The sequence below is a fragment of the Wolbachia endosymbiont (group A) of Barypeithes pellucidus genome (genome assembly GCF_964030885.1).
Lineage (GTDB): Bacteria > Pseudomonadota > Alphaproteobacteria > Rickettsiales > Anaplasmataceae > Wolbachia.
Genome location: NZ_OZ034985.1, coordinates 858,141 through 879,674, shown reverse-complemented (window position 1 = coordinate 879,674; position 21,534 = coordinate 858,141). Strand labels below are relative to the sequence as shown.

25 protein-coding genes and 3 pseudogenes are annotated in these 21,534 nt (G+C 36.7%); 15 read left to right on the top strand and 13 right to left on the bottom strand.

What is annotated here, in order from left to right; all coding sequences use genetic code 11:
* Positions 1-110: 110 nt before the first annotated feature.
* Positions 111-1,022 (top strand): ankyrin repeat domain-containing protein, encoded by a 912-nt coding sequence (locus ACQH1X_RS04505; protein ID WP_425385820.1) that lies wholly within the window; start codon positions 111-113, stop codon positions 1,020-1,022.
* Here the strand turns inward: ACQH1X_RS04505 and ACQH1X_RS04500 are convergent.
* Positions 1,017-1,794 (bottom strand): annotated as a pseudogene (locus ACQH1X_RS04500) (IS5 family transposase). The gene ACQH1X_RS04505 and the pseudogene ACQH1X_RS04500 sit on opposite strands and share 6 nt — an antisense overlap.
* A 48-nt stretch (positions 1,795-1,842) precedes the next feature.
* A pseudogene (locus ACQH1X_RS04495) lies at positions 1,843-1,945 on the bottom strand (4-hydroxy-tetrahydrodipicolinate synthase); the annotation flags it as partial.
* A 498-nt stretch (positions 1,946-2,443) separates the two neighbouring features.
* On the opposite strand from ACQH1X_RS04495, the gene ACQH1X_RS04490 reads away from it, so the two are divergent.
* The 5 genes from ACQH1X_RS04490 (at position 2,444) to folD (ending at position 6,790) form a co-directional block, all read left to right on the top strand.
* Positions 2,444-3,622, top strand: a complete 1,179-nt coding sequence (locus ACQH1X_RS04490; protein ID WP_425385819.1) for an aspartate aminotransferase family protein — start codon at positions 2,444-2,446, stop codon at positions 3,620-3,622.
* Positions 3,623-3,712: 90 nt separating this feature from the next.
* Positions 3,713-4,993 (top strand): HlyC/CorC family transporter, encoded by a 1,281-nt coding sequence (locus ACQH1X_RS04485; RefSeq protein ID WP_425385818.1) that lies wholly within the window; start codon positions 3,713-3,715, stop codon positions 4,991-4,993.
* A 13-nt stretch (positions 4,994-5,006) separates the two neighbouring features.
* Positions 5,007-5,273, top strand: coding sequence for a DUF2312 domain-containing protein (locus ACQH1X_RS04480; protein ID WP_341818653.1), 267 nt, complete (start codon positions 5,007-5,009; stop codon positions 5,271-5,273).
* Positions 5,266-5,928: a UbiX family flavin prenyltransferase gene (locus ACQH1X_RS04475; protein ID WP_425385817.1), complete on the top strand. Its 663-nt coding sequence runs from the start codon at positions 5,266-5,268 to the stop codon at positions 5,926-5,928. The genes ACQH1X_RS04480 and ACQH1X_RS04475 overlap by 8 nt, the downstream gene beginning before the upstream one ends.
* Positions 5,912-6,790: a bifunctional methylenetetrahydrofolate dehydrogenase/methenyltetrahydrofolate cyclohydrolase FolD gene (gene folD, locus ACQH1X_RS04470; protein WP_425385816.1), complete on the top strand. Its 879-nt coding sequence runs from the start codon at positions 5,912-5,914 to the stop codon at positions 6,788-6,790. Before ACQH1X_RS04475 ends, folD begins: the two co-directional genes overlap by 17 nt.
* Here folD and ACQH1X_RS04465 read toward each other — a convergent pair.
* From ACQH1X_RS04465 to ACQH1X_RS04455, 3 genes are all read right to left on the bottom strand, one after another.
* A complete protein-coding gene (locus ACQH1X_RS04465) occupies positions 6,783-7,031 on the bottom strand; it encodes a hypothetical protein (protein WP_265035044.1) in 249 nt (82 codons plus the stop codon). The two genes, folD and ACQH1X_RS04465, sit on opposite strands and share 8 nt — an antisense overlap.
* Entirely contained in the window at positions 7,028-7,339 is a 312-nt protein-coding gene (locus ACQH1X_RS04460; protein ID WP_265025840.1) for an NUDIX domain-containing protein, read from the bottom strand. Before ACQH1X_RS04460 ends, ACQH1X_RS04465 begins: the two co-directional genes overlap by 4 nt.
* Before the next feature lie 266 nt (positions 7,340-7,605).
* Positions 7,606-7,977: an ankyrin repeat domain-containing protein gene (locus ACQH1X_RS04455; RefSeq protein WP_425385815.1), complete on the bottom strand. Its 372-nt coding sequence runs from the start codon at positions 7,975-7,977 to the stop codon at positions 7,606-7,608.
* A 157-nt stretch (positions 7,978-8,134) separates the two neighbouring features.
* On the opposite strand from ACQH1X_RS04455, the gene ACQH1X_RS04450 reads away from it, so the two are divergent.
* The 8 genes and pseudogenes from ACQH1X_RS04450 to ACQH1X_RS04415 all read left to right on the top strand — a co-directional run.
* Entirely contained in the window at positions 8,135-9,322 is a 1,188-nt protein-coding gene (locus ACQH1X_RS04450) for an MFS transporter (protein WP_425385814.1), read from the top strand.
* 61 nt (positions 9,323-9,383) lie between these two features.
* Positions 9,384-9,689, top strand: coding sequence for an integration host factor subunit alpha (locus tag ACQH1X_RS04445; RefSeq protein WP_425385813.1), 306 nt, complete (start codon positions 9,384-9,386; stop codon positions 9,687-9,689).
* Positions 9,689-10,015: a MerR family transcriptional regulator gene (locus ACQH1X_RS04440; RefSeq protein ID WP_425385812.1), complete on the top strand. Its 327-nt coding sequence runs from the start codon at positions 9,689-9,691 to the stop codon at positions 10,013-10,015. Before ACQH1X_RS04445 ends, ACQH1X_RS04440 begins: the two co-directional genes overlap by 1 nt.
* A gap of 53 nt (positions 10,016-10,068) precedes the next feature.
* Positions 10,069-10,683 (top strand): M23 family metallopeptidase, encoded by a 615-nt coding sequence (locus ACQH1X_RS04435; protein ID WP_341818814.1) that lies wholly within the window; start codon positions 10,069-10,071, stop codon positions 10,681-10,683.
* Positions 10,684-10,695: 12 nt separating this feature from the next.
* Positions 10,696-13,230 (top strand): leucine--tRNA ligase, encoded by a 2,535-nt coding sequence (gene leuS / locus ACQH1X_RS04430; RefSeq protein WP_425385811.1) that lies wholly within the window; start codon positions 10,696-10,698, stop codon positions 13,228-13,230.
* Between the two features lie 201 nt (positions 13,231-13,431).
* A complete protein-coding gene (locus tag ACQH1X_RS04425; RefSeq protein WP_246433168.1) occupies positions 13,432-13,818 on the top strand; it encodes a hypothetical protein in 387 nt (128 codons plus the stop codon).
* Positions 13,819-13,844: 26 nt separating this feature from the next.
* A complete protein-coding gene (gene ltrA, locus ACQH1X_RS04420; protein WP_425385808.1) occupies positions 13,845-15,146 on the top strand; it encodes a group II intron reverse transcriptase/maturase in 1,302 nt (433 codons plus the stop codon).
* An 11-nt stretch (positions 15,147-15,157) separates the two neighbouring features.
* Positions 15,158-15,394, top strand: a pseudogene (locus ACQH1X_RS04415) (hypothetical protein); the annotation flags it as partial.
* Between the two features lie 9 nt (positions 15,395-15,403).
* Here the strand turns inward: ACQH1X_RS04415 and ACQH1X_RS04410 are convergent.
* Positions 15,404-15,886, bottom strand: a complete 483-nt coding sequence (locus ACQH1X_RS04410; RefSeq protein ID WP_252154099.1) for an IS630 family transposase — start codon at positions 15,884-15,886, stop codon at positions 15,404-15,406.
* 28 nt (positions 15,887-15,914) lie between these two features.
* Entirely contained in the window at positions 15,915-16,262 is a 348-nt protein-coding gene (locus ACQH1X_RS04405) for an IS630 transposase-related protein (protein ID WP_425385784.1), read from the bottom strand.
* A 62-nt stretch (positions 16,263-16,324) separates the two neighbouring features.
* Between ACQH1X_RS04405 and ACQH1X_RS04400 the strand changes: the two genes are divergently transcribed.
* Positions 16,325-16,699, top strand: coding sequence for a cytochrome d ubiquinol oxidase subunit II (locus tag ACQH1X_RS04400; RefSeq protein ID WP_425385810.1), 375 nt, complete (start codon positions 16,325-16,327; stop codon positions 16,697-16,699).
* Between the two features lie 19 nt (positions 16,700-16,718).
* On the opposite strand, the gene ACQH1X_RS04395 is transcribed toward ACQH1X_RS04400, so the two are convergent.
* The 6 genes from ACQH1X_RS04395 to dcd all read right to left on the bottom strand — a co-directional run bounded on the left by ACQH1X_RS04395 (position 16,719) and on the right by dcd (position 21,466).
* The gene (locus tag ACQH1X_RS04395) at positions 16,719-16,892 is read right to left on the bottom strand and encodes a hypothetical protein (RefSeq protein ID WP_425385809.1); all 174 of its coding nucleotides are present in this window, start codon (positions 16,890-16,892) and stop codon (positions 16,719-16,721) included.
* A gap of 11 nt (positions 16,893-16,903) precedes the next feature.
* Positions 16,904-18,205 carry a group II intron reverse transcriptase/maturase gene (gene ltrA, locus ACQH1X_RS04390; RefSeq protein WP_425385808.1) on the bottom strand — a complete coding sequence of 434 codons (1,302 nt, stop codon included), beginning with the start codon at positions 18,203-18,205 and terminating at the stop codon, positions 16,904-16,906.
* A gap of 26 nt (positions 18,206-18,231) precedes the next feature.
* Positions 18,232-18,618 carry a hypothetical protein gene (locus tag ACQH1X_RS04385; protein WP_246433168.1) on the bottom strand — a complete coding sequence of 129 codons (387 nt, stop codon included), beginning with the start codon at positions 18,616-18,618 and terminating at the stop codon, positions 18,232-18,234.
* Positions 18,608-19,780, bottom strand: coding sequence for a baseplate megatron protein TIM-barrel domain-containing protein (locus tag ACQH1X_RS04380; RefSeq protein WP_425385807.1), 1,173 nt, complete (start codon positions 19,778-19,780; stop codon positions 18,608-18,610). Before ACQH1X_RS04380 ends, ACQH1X_RS04385 begins: the two co-directional genes overlap by 11 nt.
* A gap of 47 nt (positions 19,781-19,827) precedes the next feature.
* Complete coding sequence (locus tag ACQH1X_RS04375) at positions 19,828-20,247, bottom strand: hypothetical protein (RefSeq protein WP_425385806.1); 420 nt, start codon at positions 20,245-20,247, stop codon at positions 19,828-19,830.
* Between the two features lie 661 nt (positions 20,248-20,908).
* Positions 20,909-21,466: a dCTP deaminase gene (gene dcd / locus ACQH1X_RS04370; RefSeq protein WP_425385805.1), complete on the bottom strand. Its 558-nt coding sequence runs from the start codon at positions 21,464-21,466 to the stop codon at positions 20,909-20,911.
* Positions 21,467-21,534 lie beyond the last annotated feature (68 nt).

The following is a 21,534-nucleotide window of genomic DNA, read 5'->3' as shown; positions in this document are numbered from 1 at the left end:
TAAAAATATTCGTGTTACAGGTAAGGTCATATTTGGTATTTACATAAATTGTCTACGACCATTTAGTTTTACAGTGAGGGTAATTTCTAATTACACTTAAGGGGGGTGAAATGGGTATAGGTCAGCAACAGTTAACTGGTAAAATAGCTACAAGAGATTTAATGTTACGGTCTAGCACTTTAAAGCAGGGAAGTCTAAGTGATAAAATTGATTGTGCAGAGGTAAGTAGCTTCATATATGATGTTATCGCCGAAAATCAGAAGGATAATGCACGTAAACTTCTTAGTTTAGCGCTAAAAGTGAGGAAATTTTCGTTAAATGCTAATTTAGGTGGGTTTGTAAATGCTCTTTGCAAGTATATTACTGGGGAACTTATAGATAATTTTATAGAGCAGCTTATTGAAAAATATACAACCGAAGAACAACGTAAGGCTTTTATACAAGAAGTTTGTGAAATTGTTTTAGATCCTTTTCCTAGGCTCAGAGTTGCAGAGAAGTTTTCTCAGATATTAGATAAAGAATATGTCACAGAGGAATATAGCAATACATCTTTACACTTAGCTGCTGAGCAAGGTGATTTAAATGCAGTAAAATATTTTGTGGAAAAAGGTGGTGACATTAGTGCCCAAAATGAAATGGGCTACACACCTCTGCATTTGGCTGCTAAGAATGGTAACTTAGATATGGTGAAATACCTTATAGAAAATGGCGCTAATCCAAAAGCTATTGATAATGATGGTAAGACTCCTCTGGATTGGGCTGCTCAGGACTGTCGCTTAGATATAGTCGAACACCTTACGGAAGAAGGACAACAGGTTACAACAGAAGGGCAGCAAATTACAGGTAAAATTCCTTTAGATGAAGGTTCTGGTCATGTAGATATAGTTGGATACTCTACAGAAGAAGGACAACAGGTTACAGAGAGAACACGAGTCACATGTGAGCATGATAATACGTCTTTACATTCAGCTGCTAAATATGGAGAATTAGATAGAGTGAAATGTCTTAGAGCCTGTTCATAATCTTTTAAGGAGTAAAGCAGTGAAAGCAAGAACGACCATTTGCAGGCTAGTGTTGAGTTTCCGCTCACAATTTTTCCACAATCTTCTACATTTTTCTAACCAAGCAAAAGATCGCTCCACAACCCATCTTTTGGGCAACACAACAAAGGAATGTAATTCATTTCTTTTTACCACTTCAACGGTTGCACCAATAATCGTTTTTATTTGAGTTGCAAAATTCTCTCCACTGCATCAACCAGTACATTTTTTACTCTCGAGAGGTTTTCTTTTGCATTTTCGACCATTCTCACAGCACTGCTACGGTCAGTTATCTCTGCTGTCGTTATATAAATTGCATGCTTGCGTATCTACTGCAATATGGCGTTTTATTCCTGAAATCTTTTTGCCTGCATCATAGCCTTTTTCTTCAGCAGTATCTGCATTTTTTACACTTTGTGCATCAATTATGCAGAAGCTGGTTTTTTCTTTCCGACCATTGTTTTGTCGGACCACGCCAACTATTTTTTTTTAATACCAGCTCCAGAACACTTTCTTTATTTACATCTGATTTTTCACTCCACTTCTTAAAATAGTCGTAACAATTGCGCCATTTTGGAAACTCTTTTGGTAACATTCTCCACTGGCAGCCGCTTTTTAAGACGTATAGCACCCCACAAAATACATCATATAAATCAAGTGTTCTTGGTTTTGTCTTCTTTCTGCAAGATTCCAGATCTGCTACAATAATCTCAAACTTTTCTCGACTTATGTCACTTGGGTATAAACTCCTCATATATCCTCATTTATATACACTATCTCTTAGTTTATTCCTTTCTTGAGATCATGTACAGTCTCTTAGCATTTCAATAGAAGGCAAGTCTTCTGTGCTGAGTGGGTAACCGGACAGTTTTGTGTTCTATGAGCCCAATATCATGCAAAAGTGCTATTCTTAGACGTTTTTCGTCTTTACTATGCATTCCTTTTACGCCTTTTATAAACTCTAAAACTTGTTTCCAATTCCTTTCTTTTTTATAATATTCCATTCGGTAGTTTCTCCATTTTTATATCTATTAGGTTAAACTACCACTTTTTTTCTTCCCTCCCTTATTTTTTGTCCACAGAGCCTAGAACTTCTTGAACAATAAGCTCTCTCTTAATACACAATTGTACGAACGTTGTAATATTTAAGAGTAATTTTCGCCAAGAAGGATGACCTTTACAGGATGACACAGACGCCATACTGTGCTTATTTTCGATATCTCTGGATTTCGCTAATAAGTGGCGAATCGTTGGTAAAACTAAGTCACTTTAGCTATAGAATGACAAAAAAGGTTTGCATTGGCTAAATTTTTAGTTGAAGTAGCATAAGAGGTTAAAGGAAAAGCTTTGTGTTAATGGATTCATTTCAGGTATAGTATAGATAATACCACAATACTTATAAAATGGATCATGTTGTTAATGCGTATAATAGACTTGACACTCCTATAGTCAGGGGAGAAGGGGTATATCTTTTTGATAGAGGTGGTAAAAAATATTTAGATTTTGCTGCAGGTATTTCTACAACTTCTTTAGGGCATTGTCATCCATACATTACAGATAAGCTGAAAGAGCAATCGAGCTCATTATGGCACTGCTCTAACATTTTCACTATTCCCGAGCAAGAAAGGCTTGCCGAGCGTTTAACAACCCTTACTTTTGCAGATAAAGTTTTTTTCTGCTCAAGTGGGCTTGAAGCAACAGAAGCTGCAATTAAGTTTATTCGTCGTTACTTTTATTCAAATGGGCAAGCAAAACGTAATCGTATTATTACAATTGAAGGAGGGTTTCATGGCCGCAGTATTGCTGCAATTTCTGCTGGAGGCAATGAAAAATCACGCGAAGGTTTTGCTCCGCTCCTTTCTGGTTTTGATAAAGTTCCAAGAAATGACATTAAAGCATTAGAAGAAAAAATCAATAATGAAACATCTGCTGTGTTTTTAGAGCCCATACAAAGCGAAGGTGGAGTATACCCACTAGACGTAAAATATCTTCAAAAAGTAAGGAAAATAACAAAAGCTCAAGGAATAATTTTGTGCTTTGATGAAGTGCAATGTGGATATGGACGCATCGGTTCTTTATTTCATTATCAAAATGTCGGCATTGAACCTGATATGCTAACCTGTGCAAAAGCTATGGGTAACGGTTTTCCTCTAGCTGCATGTTTAGTAAAAGATTACATAGCAGAAGCAATTACTCCAGGAACTCATGGATCAACCTATGGTGGCAATCCACTTGCCATGACTGTTGGTAATGCAGTACTCGATATAATGCTAAAAGAAGGCTTTTTTGGTCACGTTAAAAGTGTAAGTAAACGCTTGAAAGAAAAGTTGTTGTCTTTAGCTAAAGAATTTCCGGAGATAATTTCAGAAGTTCGTGGAGAAGGGTTACTAATGGGAATAGAATTAGCAACTCCTGTAGCCGATAAAATTATTAGTCGATCTCTTGATAAAGGTTTAATAATAACTAGGGTTTTAAACAACAAAGTAGTAAGGATAACCCCACCACTTATCATTGAGGATGAGCATGTGAACGCAGCTTGTAATATACTTTATGATTTGTTTTTTAAGATTAAAGATGTATAAAATTTGGCAATATAAAACTTCAAGCTTGCAAATGCCTTTCATAACATGTAAAATCAGTTTTGTTTTTTATCACAATAACATCGTACTTTAATGGATTGGTTATTGGTCTTAGTATCATCAGCAATTTTTATTTTGTTAATTTTATCGTTTTTGTTCTCAGGAGCAGAAATAGGCTTAACCTCAATTAGCCGTTCTCGAGTTAATAAGCTAAAGCTAGACGGTAACAAAAGAGCCAGGATAATAGACCGCTTATTAAATAAGAAAGAATTGACAATAGGAACGGTATTGCTCGGCAATACAATTATTAATATTACTTGCTCTGCTTTATTTACAGCAATATTTATCAATCTTTTTGGAAATGAGGGCATTCTCCTATCAACAATTATAATGACATTTTGTATTTTATTGTTCTGCGAAGTTCTACCAAAAACTTATGCTATTCAAAATCCTGAAAAATTTGCATCATTTTCTGCTTATTTTGTATTGTTTTTTGTAAAGATTTTTTCTCCATTGACGCTAGGTATTCAATTTATTGTTAACCTCATCCTGAAATTATGTGGGCTGCATAAAGATAAGGAAGTGATATCTGCAGCGGATGCAATGCGTAATATGATTACTCTTCACCGCAGTGAAGGAACTATGTTACAACAGGATTTAGATATGCTAAGCAGCATACTTGATTTAGCTGAAACAGAGATATCACAAATCATGACTCACAGGAAAAATTTGTTCTCTCTTGATATAAATCAAAATAAAGAAGAGCTGATAAGGAAGATTTTAACCAGCAGTCACAGTAGAATTCCTTTGTGGCAAGAAGAATCAGAAAAAATTGTAGGTGTAATTCACGTGAAAGGTCTAATAAATGCCTTGCGTGAAAAGAATAATAAAGCGGAAGAAGTTGACATTACCCAAGTTATGTCAAAGCCTTGGTTCATACCAGAAAGTACACCGCTCAGCGTGCAACTTCACAACTTCCGTAAGAACAGGAAACACCTTGCATTTGTTATTGATGAGTATGGAGCACTGCAGGGAATTGTAACTCTTGAGGATATACTGGAAGAAATAGTTGGAGAAATTTCAGATGAACATGATTTGATCACGGAGAATTTTATAAAGAAAATATCTGATAATATGTATCACATAGAAGGAAAATCTACTATTAGGGACATTAACAGGCAGTTACACTGGAATCTCCCTGATGAAGAAGCTACAACTCTAGCAGGTATGATTGTGAATGAAATAGAGCGCATTCCTGACGAAGGCGAGGAGTTTTCCATGTATGGTTTTCGCTTTAAGATTTTAAAAAAAGATAAAAATATTATTACTGTTGTTGAAGTGCAAGTAAAAACTGGTAATACTAGTAGCAATTAATTAGTGGAGTTTCATGGAAGATACAGTAAAAATAACGGCTGAAGAGTTGAAGGGTTACATAGAGAGAGTCGAAAAACTTGAACAAGAAAAGAGGGATGTGCAAGATCACATTCGTGATGTATATGCAAAAGCCGCAGATGAAGGTTGGGATACAAAAGTGATGAAACAAATTATTAGGCTGAGGAAGATGGATGATGATGACAGAGAGGAACAGGAAATATTGCTTGATACCTATAAACGTGCATTGGGAATGAGCTACGAAGAAGAGTTAAGTGAATAGCAGAATTGTAATTGGAATAAGTGGAGCATCTGGTTCTATTTACGGTGTACGTATTTTAGAGGCGTTAAGAAATATTAATAGATCTCTTATCCGAGTAGCTGACACTGGGATCCAGAAAAAGTGTATAGATTCCAATGTCAGCTACTCAAATGGCACCAAACCTGGTTATGAAACTCATTTAGTGATAAGCCGTGCTGGGAAAATAACTCTAGCTCATGAGATTAAAGAAAAACTTGAAGATATTATATCACTTGCAGATTTTTACTATTCTGAAGAAAAAATAGGAGAAAAAATAGCAAGCGGCTCATTTAAAACTTCAGGAATGATTGTAGCACCATGCTCTATGAAGACAATGTCTGAAATCGCATCAGGTGTTACTTCCAATCTATTGACAAGAGCTGCAGATGTAACACTAAAAGAAAGAAGAAAGTTAGTTCTTATGGTGCGAGAGTCACCACTGCATCTTGGGCATTTACAAAATATGTTAAAATTAACGGAGATGGGAGCGATTATTGCTCCACCAGTGCCTGCTTTTTATATTAAACCGAAATCGTTGGATGATATTATTAATCATTCTGTTGGCAAAGTATTGGATTTATTTGATATCAAATTACCTGACTTTAAGGAGTGGCAAGGAAGTGACAATTATTATTGATGGTAAAAAAATAGCAAACGACCTATGTGAGAGGCTATCACAAAAGATTAATGTTCTAAAGAGGGAGCATAATATTTTTCCTTGCCTGAAAGTAGTTCTCGTGGGCAGCAATCCAGCAAGTCAGGTTTATGTTCGCAACAAACAGAAAAAAGCAGAATCAATAGGCATAAGTTCTGAGACCATTGTTTTGCCTAATAATATTTCAGAAGATGAATTGATTGAAAAAATCAATGAGTTAAATGAAGATCCATCTGTGCACGGCATTTTAGTACAGTTGCCTTTACCAAATCATATTAGTGCAAGCAGAGTAATTAACGCAGTAAGTATTGAAAAAGATGTAGATGGCTTCCATGATGAAAACGTTGGCAAATTAGTTAAAGGTGAAAAAAACTGCCTTATACCTTGCACTCCTAAAGGTTCTTTGCATTTAATTAAATCAATTGAAGAGAACCTTTCCGGTAAAAACGCAGTGGTAATTGGTAGGTCAAATATCGTGGGTAAACCAATGTTTCACCTGCTATTGCAAGAAAACTGCACTGTTACCATCTTGCATTCACAAAGCAAGGATTTAGCTGAATATTGCTCTAAAGCGGATATAGTAGTTGCAGCAGTCGGAAAGCCAAATTTTGTTCAAGCAGACTGGATAAAGAAAGGTGCAATAGTGATCGATGTTGGCATAAATAGCGTTAACGTAGGAGAGCTTGTAGGTGATGTTGACTTTGAGGGAATAAAAGGGAAAGCCAAAGCTATTACTCCAGTACCCGGGGGCGTTGGCCCAATGACCATTGCATTTCTAATGATGAACACTGCCATTGCTGCTTGCTTACAGAAGGGAGTTGATGCTTCTAATTTTATTAGTTGAGGTATGAAGAGGAAAGCTGTATGAAGATAGACATCTCACAATTAATAAAAAATTGAGATTTTTGAAATTCCTCAGTAGTCAAATTTATTAAATATTTAGGATCATCATCTATTCTTTTTTCTCTACAAGCAGTTAGTGGAATCGCAAAGTTTCTAGGCACAAAAAGCTTTGAACCTAATATATGAGCTAAACTTGATTTTTCAACCGTGGATACACCTGTAATAAAAATAATAGTCTTCATTTTATGAATTTACTTGCTATATGAACCATCGGAGAAATTTTTTTATAGTTTATAGTATCTATATTTTGCCATATACAACCATCAGAATCTTTTCCATCAGATTCTCGCTTTATTTCTCCTATGATTTCAATTTTGTATAAAACTGCTATATGTTTTAGACATTTATTTACATTGTCTTCATTATAATGATATAGGCTAGTAACTGTTCGGATTTGGTCGTATTGTTTCACTAAACAACCTGTTTCTTCTCTAATTTCTCTTACAAGCGCCTCTTCAAGCGTTTCAGCAATTTCTACCTGGTAAATCAAATAACCCTTTATAAGGACCTCGACTTTTTTTCACCAAAACTATACTTTTAGGTTTTAAAATTAAACCATATACGCCTAAGTGAGAGTGATAAATAATATTATCTTTCATTAAACCAAAAACATTAGAGTTAATATAATAACTTAAAAAATTAATTATACAAAATAATGTATTATAAATACAATTACTCAATATAAAAATTCCACTTAACAAATTTATAAATTTGCAAGGAACTAAAAGTGAACATTAATAAAGCTATTTAACTGTATCAGTTTAGAATGATTTTAGAGGTTGTCCGAAAACTAGTAAATTCAAGAATATCATTGGGATTAGCCCCCTTATCCAACAAGCATCGAACTATTGGTACACAAACGTTATTTTTTCTGCATAGAATGGCAATGTGCAGTAGCGTTGTTTCTCTAATTGGACTACAATCAGTTAGCCTGAACCTAAAATTTATATCAAATCCGCTTCTTTCCCATTCTTCATATACTGCCTTAAGTTCTTCTTGCAACTGCAACCTATGCTTTACTTCATCAATAAATTTAGTTGGGTTGCCCTGACCGGAGTCAATACTATCACTTACTTTTGCAAGCATATTATTGAATTTTCCAAGCTGAAACATATCTTGTGGTGGCATACTACTAACCTCTAGAATAAAACCCCTTAAGTATACAGTAAAGCTAAAGGAAATCAAGGGTTCTTGCTTTCAACACTTATGTCTATCATCAGGACCTATAGCTTCGAAAAAGGTTTAGTGTTAAATTATTAGAAAATTACTTATAAAAATAAATCTTATGGAAAGTAGAACTAAGGCTTGGTTCATTTGGCTGATTAGTAACTTGGTTGTTATATTCAGCAACATGCAGATAATCTACACCTTTATAAGTGTGCATCTTGAAAAAGAACTTGGGCTCACAATCACGCAAGTTGCACTGGCTAATTCAGCATATACTTGGACTTTTGCCATCTTACAATTTTTTAGTGGGGCAATGTTTAATGTTTTTTCCAGTAAAAAAATTTATTCTTTCTCATTATCAACTATAATCCTCGGGTTTCTTGTCCTTGTTAACGGTAACAATTTTTCCCATTTAATTTTATCTCAAGTGTTTATTGCAACTGGAGCATCATTTGGTTTTATTGGTGCTGCTCATACAAGTAGCATATGTTTTCCTGTTGCCCAATTTGGATTGATGTTTTCACTAGTGCAAACGATTTCAAGTCTTTCTGCACTGATAATTCAAATATTGTTCTCTAGCTTGCTTGCTGAAGGTGCAGATTGGAAGAATCTGATTGTATGCATAATACTGTTTGGTGTGTTGATATTTGTACTTACGCTTTTTTATCCAAACACACTTCCAGAAAGCAGCTCAGAAAAGTGCACAATAAAAAGCTCTATAAGAACAGTAATGTGCTCTGTACTAACGGTGCTAAAATTAAGAAATATCTGGATAACTTCAGTGGTGGGTGCTATTACTTTTGGAACATTTTTAGCACTTAATACCTTGTGGGCTCCAAGGTTACTGAGCAACTCAGAACTCAATGTAGTGGAGTCAGGTATAGCAACTGCAATACTATGGCTTGGTCTTGCAGTTGGTGCTCCAATTGCAGATCGAATCTCAAACTTATTTAAAAATAGAAAGCATGTAATCTCTGCTTTTGCTCTGTTACAAGGCGTCTCAATTATTATTTTACTATGCAGCCATTTAACAGTCCACGTTGTGTACTTTTGTATGTTAATGTTCGGGTTTTTTGCGGGAGGACATATGCTTAATTTTACTGTCGGCAGCGAGATTGTGAAACGAAAATACATTAGCACATCATCATCCATTATCAATGGATTTATGTTTATTGGCAGTGGAGTTATAGTGTCAATGTTAGCACTTTTTACAGATTATCAAATGGCGCTTTTTGCAATATTCGTAACGTTGGCAACTGCCAGTATTTTAAATTATGCTACAAAAGAGACATACCCTAAAAAATAAAGTAGCTGAACCTTAAGTCAGTTGCTATATTGTGTTTACATATTGCAATACTTACTCAATTATGGATCACGTTACAACAAAAGACACAACAGTAACTAAGGCAATGATAGCTGAAAATATAAACCAAGAAATAGGATTATCAAAGGAAGACTCTGCTTCGATAATAGACGATATATTGGACGAAATGAAGACGAGCTTGGCAAAGGATGGAATAGTGAAAATATCGTCATTTGGAACATTCTTGGTCAAAAAAAAGAAGGGAAGACCAGGAAATATACCAAATACATCAGAGAAAGTGATGATTCAAGCAAGAAACTCAGTTTCTTTTAGGCCTTCAAAAACTATAAAAAAATCAATAAATAATTAATGAATAAGGAAAAATTATTTTATACGATTGGGGAAGTAGCTGAAGAGCTACATTTGGAACAGCATGTTTTGAGATTCTGGGAAGGTCAATTTCATCAAATTAAGCCTACAAAGCGTAAAGGAAGAAGGCTATATGATCGTAAGTGTATAGAGGCCATAAAGAAAGTAAAATACATGCTATATGATAAAGGATATACAATAAAAGGAGTGCAAAAAGAATTTGGTAATGATATAAAAGTCACAAAGAATTTGTTGCAAGAACTTACCGATTTGAGGGACTATTTAACTAGTAAAATAAATAACAAGGAAAGTAACGAACAGGCGTGAAACACTACGTCTCGCTAAAATTTTGGAGTTTTGTGAGAGTTGATATATCTAAAATGTGGCATATAGCCTCATTTCTTATGTTATTAGCAATATTAATAGGCTGTGGCCTGCAAAAACCTGCACCTGTGCTGCTTAAAGGCGAAGGATTTTACGGAAAAAGAGAGCTGGAATATACAAGAGAGTACCATTTAACTAGGGAGCCTTCAGTGCAAAAAGAAAGTAGAAAAGCCATCATAAACAGGATATACAAAGATAACAATAATGCACAAAACGTGGAAATTAATGGGGTAAATTGTAAATTTGTAATGCCAGTTAAAGGTACAGTTATTTCAGCTACCTCTTCTGATGAAATGTGTAAGGATGGCATAAAAATTGCTGCTCAAAATGGAACGAACGTAGTTGCCTCTGCACCCGGCAAAGTGGTATATGTAGGCAAAGGGCTGAGATGGTATGGGAATTTAATTATAGTGGAACACAAAGATAATTACATGACTGTGTACTCCTATTTAAAAAACATACATGTTGAAATTGGCGATAAAGTAAAGCAAGGTCAAGTAATTGGATCTGCAGGTAAATCAAGCACACAAGATAAAGATCCACAGATGTGTTTCACAATACGGCATAATGGCCAAGCGGTTGATCCTTTGATGCATATGAACTGTAATTGAATTTGGATTTATATGAAATATGATTTTAAAAGTGTTGAAAAATTTTATCAAGATAAATGGGATTTTTCTGTAAGCAAGAATAGTAAACAAAAAAAGTGTTACGTGTTGGAAATGTTTCCATATCCATCTGGTAAAATTCATATGGGACACTTACGTAACTATGCAATAGGGGATGTGATAGCACGTTACAAGAGAGCTAATGGATTTGAGGTTTTGCATCCAATTGGCTGGGATGCGTTTGGATTACCAGCTGAAAATGCAGCAAGGGACAACAATATTAGCCCTGAAATATGGACAAAAGAGAATATAGATAATATGCGTACACAGTTGAAATCTATAGGTCTTTCTTATAATTGGGAGCGTGAACTCTCCACATGTGAGCCTGATTATTACAAACACGAACAAAAATTTTTCCTGGATTTTTTAAAGCATGGGCTTGCCTATCGAAAAGAGTCATGGGTTAACTGGGATCCAGTGGACCAAACAGTGCTTGCAAATGAACAGGTGGTTGATGGAAAAGGATGGCGATCAGGTGCAGTTGTTGAAAAACGTAAGTTGTCCCAATGGTTTTTAAAGATTACTGATTTCGCTGAAGATTTACTCAAGTGCCTGCAAAGTTTGAAAAATTGGCAAGAAAAAGTCAAAACAATGCAGGAGCGTTGGATAGGAAAATCTGAAGGAGCAACTATAGAGTTTGAAATCGTTGGCCTGAATAAGAAATTAAAAGTTTTTACGACTTATCCTCATACTTTGTTTGGGGCTTCTTTTTGTGCAGTGGCAGCAGAGCACCCTATTGTGCAAGATATCAGGCTTCCAAATGCTCCTGAAGTTTTGTCATCCCAGTGCTTGACTACTTGGATCCAGGAAATAGAATCGAAGAGAGGGAGTGACGAAAAAATAGGAGTTTACACCGGATTAAACGTAAAACATCCATTTCTTGATAAGGAATTGCCACTTTACATAGCGAATTTTGTGTTGATGGAATATGGAGAAGGCGCGATTTTTGGTTGCCCTGCACACGATCAGCGTGATTTTGAATTTGCGCAGAGGTACAATTTGCCGATTATTCCCGTTATTTCTTCAGCCCACTTAGATGTCATTCCAGCGCGTGACGCTGGAATCCAGAATTCTTACAATGGATCCCAGTGTCAAGCTACTCAGATGACAAAGGAGGCGTATACTGGCGATGGGGTAATGTTCAATTCTGAATTCTTAAACGGATTAACGGTAAGTAGAGCAAAGGAAGTAATCATTAAAAAGCTCAAAGAAAAAGGGATAGGTGAGAAAACAACAAACTATCGTTTGCACGATTGGGGAGTTTCAAGACAGCGTTATTGGGGATGCCCTATACCTATCATATATTGCAAAGACTGTGGTACTGTTCCAGTACCAGAAAAAGACCTTCCTGTAGTTCTACCAACAGATGTGGAATTTGCAAGTGGTGGTAATCCGCTTGATAAACACCCAACTTGGAAATTTGTTGACTGCCCAAAATGCGGAAAGCAAGCAGAGCGTGAAACTGATACATTCGACACCTTTTTTGAGTCTTCCTGGTATTTTGCTGCATTCTGTAGTGAAGATAAATCAATAGACAAAGATGCATGTAATCGTTTTATGCCTGTTGATTATTATATAGGTGGGATAGAGCATGCAATTCTGCATTTGCTTTACTCACGATTTTTCTGCCGTGCTTTAACCAAATGTGGCTATTTTGATATTAAAGAGCCTTTCTCTACTTTAATCACTCAAGGAATGGTCTGCCATATAACTTACAAAGACGAGAATGGCAAATGGCTGTTTCCCGAAGAAGCAAAAGAGTTGATTGCACAAGGAGCTAAGGTTCAAGTTGGAAAAGTCGAGAAAATGAGCAAATCGAAAAAGAACACAGTTGATCCAAATTTTATCATAGAAAAGTATGGTGCTGATACTGCCCGCTTGTTTGTGTTGTCTGACACTCCTCCAGAGAAAGATATGGAATGGTCCGATGATGGTGTGGAAGGTTGTTCTCGTTATGTAAATAAATTGTGGCGTATGGTCATGCAGCTTAAGCCTGTGAATATGCACTATGATAACAAAAGTGTTACGGGTGGACTTCTAGAGTACAGAAAAAAAATTCATAAACTCTTACACGGACTTACAGATGACTTGGAAAGCTGCAGATTAAACTGTGTAGTGGCAAAATTCCGTGAAATGACAAATTTAATAGCTGAAATAGATGTCAAAACTGGAAAATCTCTTATTGATGAAGGTATATGTATACTAATCAGAGTAATTGAACCGTTCATGCCACATCTAGCTGAAAGCCTATGGCAAGAAATAGGAGGTCAACCTTGGCCAAAAGCTGATGAATCATTATTAGTTGACGATACGGTAACTATAGCAGTGCAAATCAATGGAAAATTACGTACAACAATAAAGGTGGCAATTAACTTACCTCAAGAAGAATTGAAGAAAATAGCGATAGACTCTGTGTCCAGTAAGATCGATCAAAGCAAAGTTCGCACTGTATATGCTGTACCAAATAAGATAGTAAATATAGTTATATAAAAAATCCGAGTGTATCTGTTCAGGGGCATCGCAAATATTGAAGCAAAAGTGGTCAGTGCTTGACACACAGCTGTACGAACATTGCAATTTGCAGGTAATTTGCGAGTAAGTGGTGTCATGGTGCGCCAAGAAGTGCTTGGAGAACAGTTGGTGAAAATCCAACACAAACAAAGTCTAGCCAACAGTTTGGAACAGACCACTATGTTGCATGAGGTAACGAGTGTAATAGAGCTAGTGGGATGGACAATGCAGGGTACAACGAAAGTGAAGGGATTGAGTTCCGAAATACCTGAAGACATAGAGGTCGACATTTTCATGGCCATGGAAGACAGCATGAAGGATAACGTAAAGGCAAGTTATCACTCACTCTATCGGGATCTGAGACCGTGCCATGTATTGAAATGGACTTCAAGTGAACTTGGGAGATCCTATGCATTCCTACAAAGGTACGCTGGAACAAGTCAACAAAGGCAAGAACTAGCGGAAGATGCAGGGGAAGTCGGACTGATTGATAGTACTCAGAATGTGGGAAAGCCACGTACAAGGGGAAGCGATCAGCAATATAGTAACTGGAATAGGGATTGCTAGGCCAATACAACGGAGGTTGGAATAACATGCAAAATAAACTAAACCAGATAGCAGTAAGAGCAAAGCAAGATAAGCGACTAAAATTCACATCGTTAGTCCATCTGATAAATACAGAGAATCTTGCGAGATGTTATAAAGAACTGAAGCGTAACAAGGCTTGTGGAGTAGACCAGATAACAGTGGAATCATACGGAGAAAATCTGAATGAGAAACTCGAAGTGCTAGTAGAAAGTATGAAGAGGAAGCAATATCAACCACAACCAGTAAAGAGGGTATATATACCGAAAGCTGGAAGTAAAGAGAAACGCGGACTCGGAATACCATCGACCGAGGATAAATTAGTACAGATTATGCTGAAGAAGATATTAGAAAATATTTACGAGGCAAACTTTCTGGACAGCTCATATGGATTTCGACCTGGAAGAAACTGTCATCAAGCGGTAAATGCACTAGATAAAGCAGTTATGTACAAGCCAATAAACTACATTGTAGAAGTGGATATCAAGAAGTTCTACGATAATATACAGCATAAATGGCTAATGAGATGTCTAAGGGAACGAATAACTGACCCAAATTTGCTGTGGTTAGTAAAGCGGTTTCTCAAGGCAGGGATAGTCGAAGCTGGAAATTATGAAGCAACAAAACAAGGTACACCCCAAGGTGGTATAGTAAGTCCTGTATTAGCAAATATATACTTACATTATGTGTTGGATTTATGGATAGAAAAGAAATTTAAACCAAGATCCAGAGGATATATACAACTAATAAGGTTTTGCGACGATTTTGTGGTTTGTTGCGAAAGTAAGGTAGACGCGGAAGAATTTCTGGAATTACTGAAACAAAGGCTAAATAAATTTGGGTTGGAAGTATCTGAAAACAAGACCAGAGTAGTAAAGTTTGGCAAGAGGGAGTGGCAACAAGCGATAAGAGAGAAACGAAGGACGGAAAGTTTCAATTTTCTGGGGTTTACGCACTATGGTGCAAAAAGTCGTCGTGGTAGATTAATAATGGGACATAAAACCTCAAAGTTAAATCTAGCCAGAAAACTAAAAGAAATCAAGGAGTGGTTGAAAATAGTCCGCGGAAGTATTCGACTTAAAGATTGGTGGCAAGTACTGAAGGCTAAATTAACAGGACACTATAACTACTTTGGTATTAGCGGAAATTATTGGTGTTTGAAACAATTTTACACATCAGTAAGAAAGCTAGCATTTAAATGGATAAATCGGCGTAGTCAGAAAAAGAGTATGACCTGGGAACAGTTTGTACACTACGTAGAAGTAAATCCATTACCAAAGCCAAAAATACATTTTTCTTTATATGCATAAGAGGGACGACTGTGAAAACTAATATTGATGAGCCGTGTGCGGGAAATCTGCAAGCACGGTTCTTTAGGGGGAGTTGTAGTAATAAAACTCAAACGAGAGGAGTAAAGCTACAGCTTCTACCGAACATATTTGGATATGCACTTTTAGGTTCTACATGGCTCATAATGAAGACAGAAAATATAACACAAGAATGGGCACGCAAGGTTGCTTCTTATACGCTTGGTTTTGTAGGTATTTTCATGGGACTATAGTATTTTCTAAAATGAATGATAAATTTCCATTATGGTATTACCAACCAAAAGTTGTAAGTCTGTACATTTATACATTAGAGGTCTGAGGCGGCTTTTGATGGTATGCCAACAGTGTTCTATGGGATTCAAATCTGGTGAATATGTTGGAAGATACAGCACATGACAGCCAAAAGACTCTATTAATGATTTTGTTTTAGTGGTCTTATGAAATGTAGCATTATCCATAACTATGGTTGTGCCAAGTGGCAATTTAGGTAATAACATCTTCTCCAACCATATATTGAATACCTCTTTGTCACACCCACCTTTGAAAGTCATTGGTGCAATAAATCTCATTCCAATCCACCCGGCTACTATACTGATTCTCTCTCGAGTTCTCCCTGGAATATCTGCATAAATTTTCTTTCCTCTTGGAGCACGTCCATATTCTCGGTATAATTTATTATCAACTCCTGCTTCATCTATATATAAGATGCTGGAATGGTCTATTTTTGAGATTTTATCAATAAACTGCTGCCTATCTTCTTGATTGCGCTCTTGATATAGTGTGACTTTTTTTTAAAGTAATTTTTAGCTGTTTTAGTCTATACCAAATTGAATTTATTCCAAATCCAAGATTTTGTTTCATCTCTGCCAGAGTATGATCTGGATTCTTTGTAACATATTCTTCGAGTATTTTTGGGTCTATTTTTCGAATAAAGCTGCCGTTTTTAGATGGCTTGAGGCTTTCACCAGCAGCTTTCTTTTTTAACCAGCGGTACAAAGTTGCTATTCCTATCTCCAGAAGCTCTGCCACCTCAACCTTCTTCTTCCCTTTTCCTATCATCGATATTGCCTTTTCTCTTAAATCCACACTATACGCCATTATAACCCAAATACCTTATTATACCTTTATCATTTACTTTGGGAAATACTATAGTGAGTGTAATGACACCATTTTTAAATGAACGTATTAAAAACTTTTGGTTTAGTATGCCAAATTTTTATTATTTATTTTCTATTCCATTACTCACATCTTGGCTATTTTTTATGCTGTGGTTTGATCTCCAGAATACTAAACGGGAGTACCGTCCATTCTTTTTCAGTATTGCTATTTTTTTTATGGGATATTTAGGTTTAGGAATTAGTATCTACCCATGGATTATACCTTTTCAATATATCATTCTGGATGCAGCTGCTTCTGGGCCAAGTTTATCTTTAATGCTCATTGTTATAATACCGCTTTTACCAATTATTTTAACTTACACTGGTTATTGCTATTATGTCTTTCGTGGAAAATCAAATTATAAACACACATATTAAGGAGTTAGTGATCTTATGGTTAAAACGTTACCCTTAAATCAAGCAGTCGTTCTGGCAATGGCGTCAACTTAAGAGTCTTGTTCGGTAGAAGCTGTAGCTTTACTCCTCTCGTTTGAGTTATATTACTACAACTCCCCCTAAAGAACCGTGCTTGCAGATTTCCCGCACACGGCTCATCAATATTAGTTTTCACAGTCGTCCCTCTTATGCATATAAAGAAAAATGTATTTTTGGCTTTGGTAATGGATTTACTTCTACGTAGTGTACAAACTGTTCCCAGGTCATACTCTTTTTCTGACTACGCCGATTTATCCATTTAAATGCTAGCTTTCTTACTGATGTGTAAAATTGTTTCAAACACCAATAATTTCCGCTAATACCAAAGTAGTTATAGTGTCCTGTTAATTTAGCCTTCAGTACTTGCCACCAATCTTTAAGTCGAATACTTCCGCGGACTATTTTCAACCACTCCTTGATTTCTTTTAGTTTTCTGGCTAGATTTAACTTTGAGGTTTTATGTCCCATTATTAATCTACCACGACGACTTTTTGCACCATAGTGCGTAAACCCCAGAAAATTGAAACTTTCCGTCCTTCGTTTCTCTCTTATCGCTTGTTGCCACTCCCTCTTGCCAAACTTTACTACTCTGGTCTTGTTTTCAGATACTTCCAACCCAAATTTATTTAGCCTTTGTTTCAGTAATTCCAGAAATTCTTCCGCGTCTACCTTACTTTCGCAACAAACCACAAAATCGTCGCAAAACCTTATTAGTTGTATATATCCTCTGGATCTTGGTTTAAATTTCTTTTCTATCCATAAATCCAACACATAATGTAAGTATATATTTGCTAATACAGGACTTACTATACCACCTTGGGGTGTACCTTGTTTTGTTGCTTCATAATTTCCAGCTTCGACTATCCCTGCCTTGAGAAACCGCTTTACTAACCACAGCAAATTTGGGTCAGTTATTCGTTCCCTTAGACATCTCATTAGCCATTTATGCTGTATATTATCGTAGAACTTCTTGATATCCACTTCTACAATGTAGTTTATTGGCTTGTACATAACTGCTTTATCTAGTGCATTTACCGCTTGATGACAGTTTCTTCCAGGTCGAAATCCATATGAGCTGTCCAGAAAGTTTGCCTCGTAAATATTTTCTAATATCTTCTTCAGCATAATCTGTACTAATTTATCCTCGGTCGATGGTATTCCGAGTCCGCGTTTCTCTTTACTTCCAGCTTTCGGTATATATACCCTCTTTACTGGTTGTGGTTGATATTGCTTCCTCTTCATACTTTCTACTAGCACTTCGAGTTTCTCATTCAGATTTTCTCCGTATGATTCCACTGTTATCTGGTCTACTCCACAAGCCTTGTTACGCTTCAGTTCTTTATAACATCTCGCAAGATTCTCTGTATTTATCAGATGGACTAACGATGTGAATTTTAGTCGCTTATCTTGCTTTGCTCTTACTGCTATCTGGTTTAGTTTATTTTGCATGTTATTCCAACCTCCGTTGTATTGGCCTAGCAATCCCTATTCCAGTTACTATATTGCTGATCGCTTCCCCTTGTACGTGGCTTTCCCACATTCTGAGTACTATCAATCAGTCCGACTTCCCCTGCATCTTCCGCTAGTTCTTGCCTTTGTTGACTTGTTCCAGCGTACCTTTGTAGGAATGCATAGGATCTCCCAAGTTCACTTGAAGTCCATTTCAATACATGGCACGGTCTCAGATCCCGATAGAGTGAGTGATAACTTGCCTTTACGTTATCCTTCATGCTGTCTTCCATGGCCATGAAAATGTCGACCTCTATGTCTTCAGGTATTTCGGAACTCAATCCCTTCACTTTCGTTGTACCCTGCATTGTCCATCCCACTAGCTCTATTACACTCGTTACCTCATGCAACATAGTGGTCTGTTCCAAACTGTTGGCTAGACTTTGTTTGTGTTGGATTTTCACCAACTGTTCTCCAAGCACTTCTTGGCGCACCATACCCTACCCCACTATTCCAACCACCCATTACATCCTCCGCGGAATAACCAAAAGGAGGCTCTGGACCATCAGTCAGTGGAAAATAAGCATCTATGCCAACAACGTCGATATACTCTGAAGACCAAAGCTCATCCATATTATACCAACCATCATACGAATGGTATTCGCTCCAATCTGCGGCGTAGGTAACTGTTACTTCTTTCCCAAGATCAAGTTTTATCTGCTTTGCAAGCTTAACTAGCTCTATAACGGCAGGGTAATTACCTTTTTCATCTCTGATTTTGGTAAGTTCAACAAATTCAGAACCAATGATAAACCCTTCCACTTTAGTTTGTTTGGCAATGCTTGCATAATGCTCTATCAATTTGTTATATTGATTCTCAAAAAAATCACTTATATCCCCAGGGGTCCCGCTCAATCTTCCTCGCCACTCTTTGTTCTTTGTATCAAGTAAGGGCATCGGATAGAGTATTACCTTATAACCTCTGCTGTGTAGCTCTTCTATATATCTTATTAGCGCTGAATCACTAACTGTGCCACCATATCTTGGGTTTCCACTCGCATCTTTTGAAATTAGCTGAGCATTATCTCTGGTTACACCCCCTACTTGCCAATCATCAGGTAATATTGCGGAATCATCTTGAAATTCAACTGCAGGGTATATTTTACAATCTTTAATGTTCAGATCATTCACAAACCAATTGACTACTACCGATACCCACTCAACATTTGGCAAATCTTCTTTTAATTGATCCAAAGAAAGCATTGCATCGCTCTTTTTAGTGTGGTTGTTGTGATTTACCCTTTGCGCCAGTCCATATGGGACATATTGGTTGCTGCTTATTTTCTCTTGCGCGATTTTCTTCTGTATTTTTGTATCATATACAAACTCTCCTGAGCCTGGTATTATATTGATATTCCGAATATTTTTCGCTATTGAAAACCCAACGGGCTTTAATGCAGTTTGCACTTCAAATGTAAATACCGGAACACGATTATTATAGTCTGCTAAAGGAAAATTCTTGATGACTATGTAAGATATTCCCCTGTAAGCCGGCACACCTTCGATTGACGACATAAATGGATCAGGATTTTGGTCTTCTCTGCCGCGGTAAAAAGTATAATCTATTTCATCAAAGCTAAGTGATGTTGTATCTGCCCAGATTCTGTTAATTTTTCTACTTTCCCCTTGCAGATCGCAATTGCAAGCGTTGCATAGTAATTATATGTAACGTTCATACCTCTTCCAATTTTACTTTTGGTGGTTATCGCCTCTTCTTTGATTGGCTGCGCCCAAATAATATTCCCCGCAACTCGGGCAGTGCCATAGATAATTGGTATCGTCCTTCCATAGGTTGAGGTTTGAACTTGCAGATTTTTTAGTCTCGTACCATGCGTTACCTTTTGCTCTGCATCCAAACCAAACATTGCGCTATCTAGCTGTGCACCAAGAAGAGCACCGAGTTCTGAGCCGATAATCCGGCCAATTGGACCAAAAATGCTGCCTGCTTGACCAAAAATTGATGATAAAATTATTGTGGACATAATGATCCTCCTTCTGATAGATTTTTTTGAAATTGTTGAGAAAAATCCAAGTGTCACGCTACTTGGATGACACCTATAACCTTGTCATTCCAGTGCTTCCTCCTTTGTCATCCCAGCGCTCCGACACTGGGATCTATTTCATAGCTGTACGAACATTCATTTTTGAAGGTAAATTGCACAGCAAATGGTGTCATTCCAGTGCTTGACACTGGAATCCAGAAATTTTGCTTATAACTGAGCTGATGAGCTAAAGGTAGTTGTCTTACGCTAAAACAAACGTTTTTAATTAAGTTGCATAGAAGCTGGATCCCAGTGTCTGGGCACTGGGATGACACCCCACTGGTGGGAATTGCTCCCAAACTACAACGTTCGTACAGTTGTGGATCTATTTTGCATGTAACTCCAACTGTGTTTTGGCATAAAACGCGACGCGTATTAGACTTATTTGCAAGCAAAGCTTGCTAGATCCCAGTGTCACGCTACTCGGATGACAAGAAAGGGGCTACTTGGATGACAGATACTATGATAAGAAATTCAACAACTTATAATTAATAATTGAAGTTTTTAATTAAGAAAAGCACATGAGTAAATCGTGTAGCTATAATTATTGTAAGCAACAATGAAAAAGTACGGAAGTGAAAAATTACCACTCTCATGGCAATCACTTTACCAGCGGCAAAGTGATACCATGCTGATTCATATATTTTCCTTTCATATCATCATATGATTTTTCACACTCACTTTCGCCGCTTAAAAATACGAATTGGCATGCGCCTTCATTAGCATAAATTTTTGCAGGAAGTGGAGTGGTGTTTGAGAATTCGAGTGTGACATGACCTTCCCATCCAGGTTCTAAGGGAGTAACGTTTACTATAATTCCACACCTTGCGTAAGTTGATTTACCAACACAAATGACCAGTACATTCCTTGGTATGCGAAAATATTCCACTGTGCTTGCAAGCACAAAGCTATTTGGTGGAATTATGCATACATCTGTTTCCCTATCTATAAAACTATTCTCAGAAAAATTTTTAGGGTCCACAACAGCTGAATTAACGTTAGTAAAAATTTTAAATTTATTATCCACTCTTGCATCGTAACCGTAAGATGATAGTCCAAAAGATATGACACCTTTGCTGCTTTTTTGATTCACAAAAGGCTCTATCATTCCAAAGTTTTCAGCTTTTTCTCTTATCCATTTATCTGGCATAACTGCCATAACTGTTCCTTAAAGTTGTGTAATACTTACAATAATATAAAATAAAATTTAAATGTAAACTGTAGCTT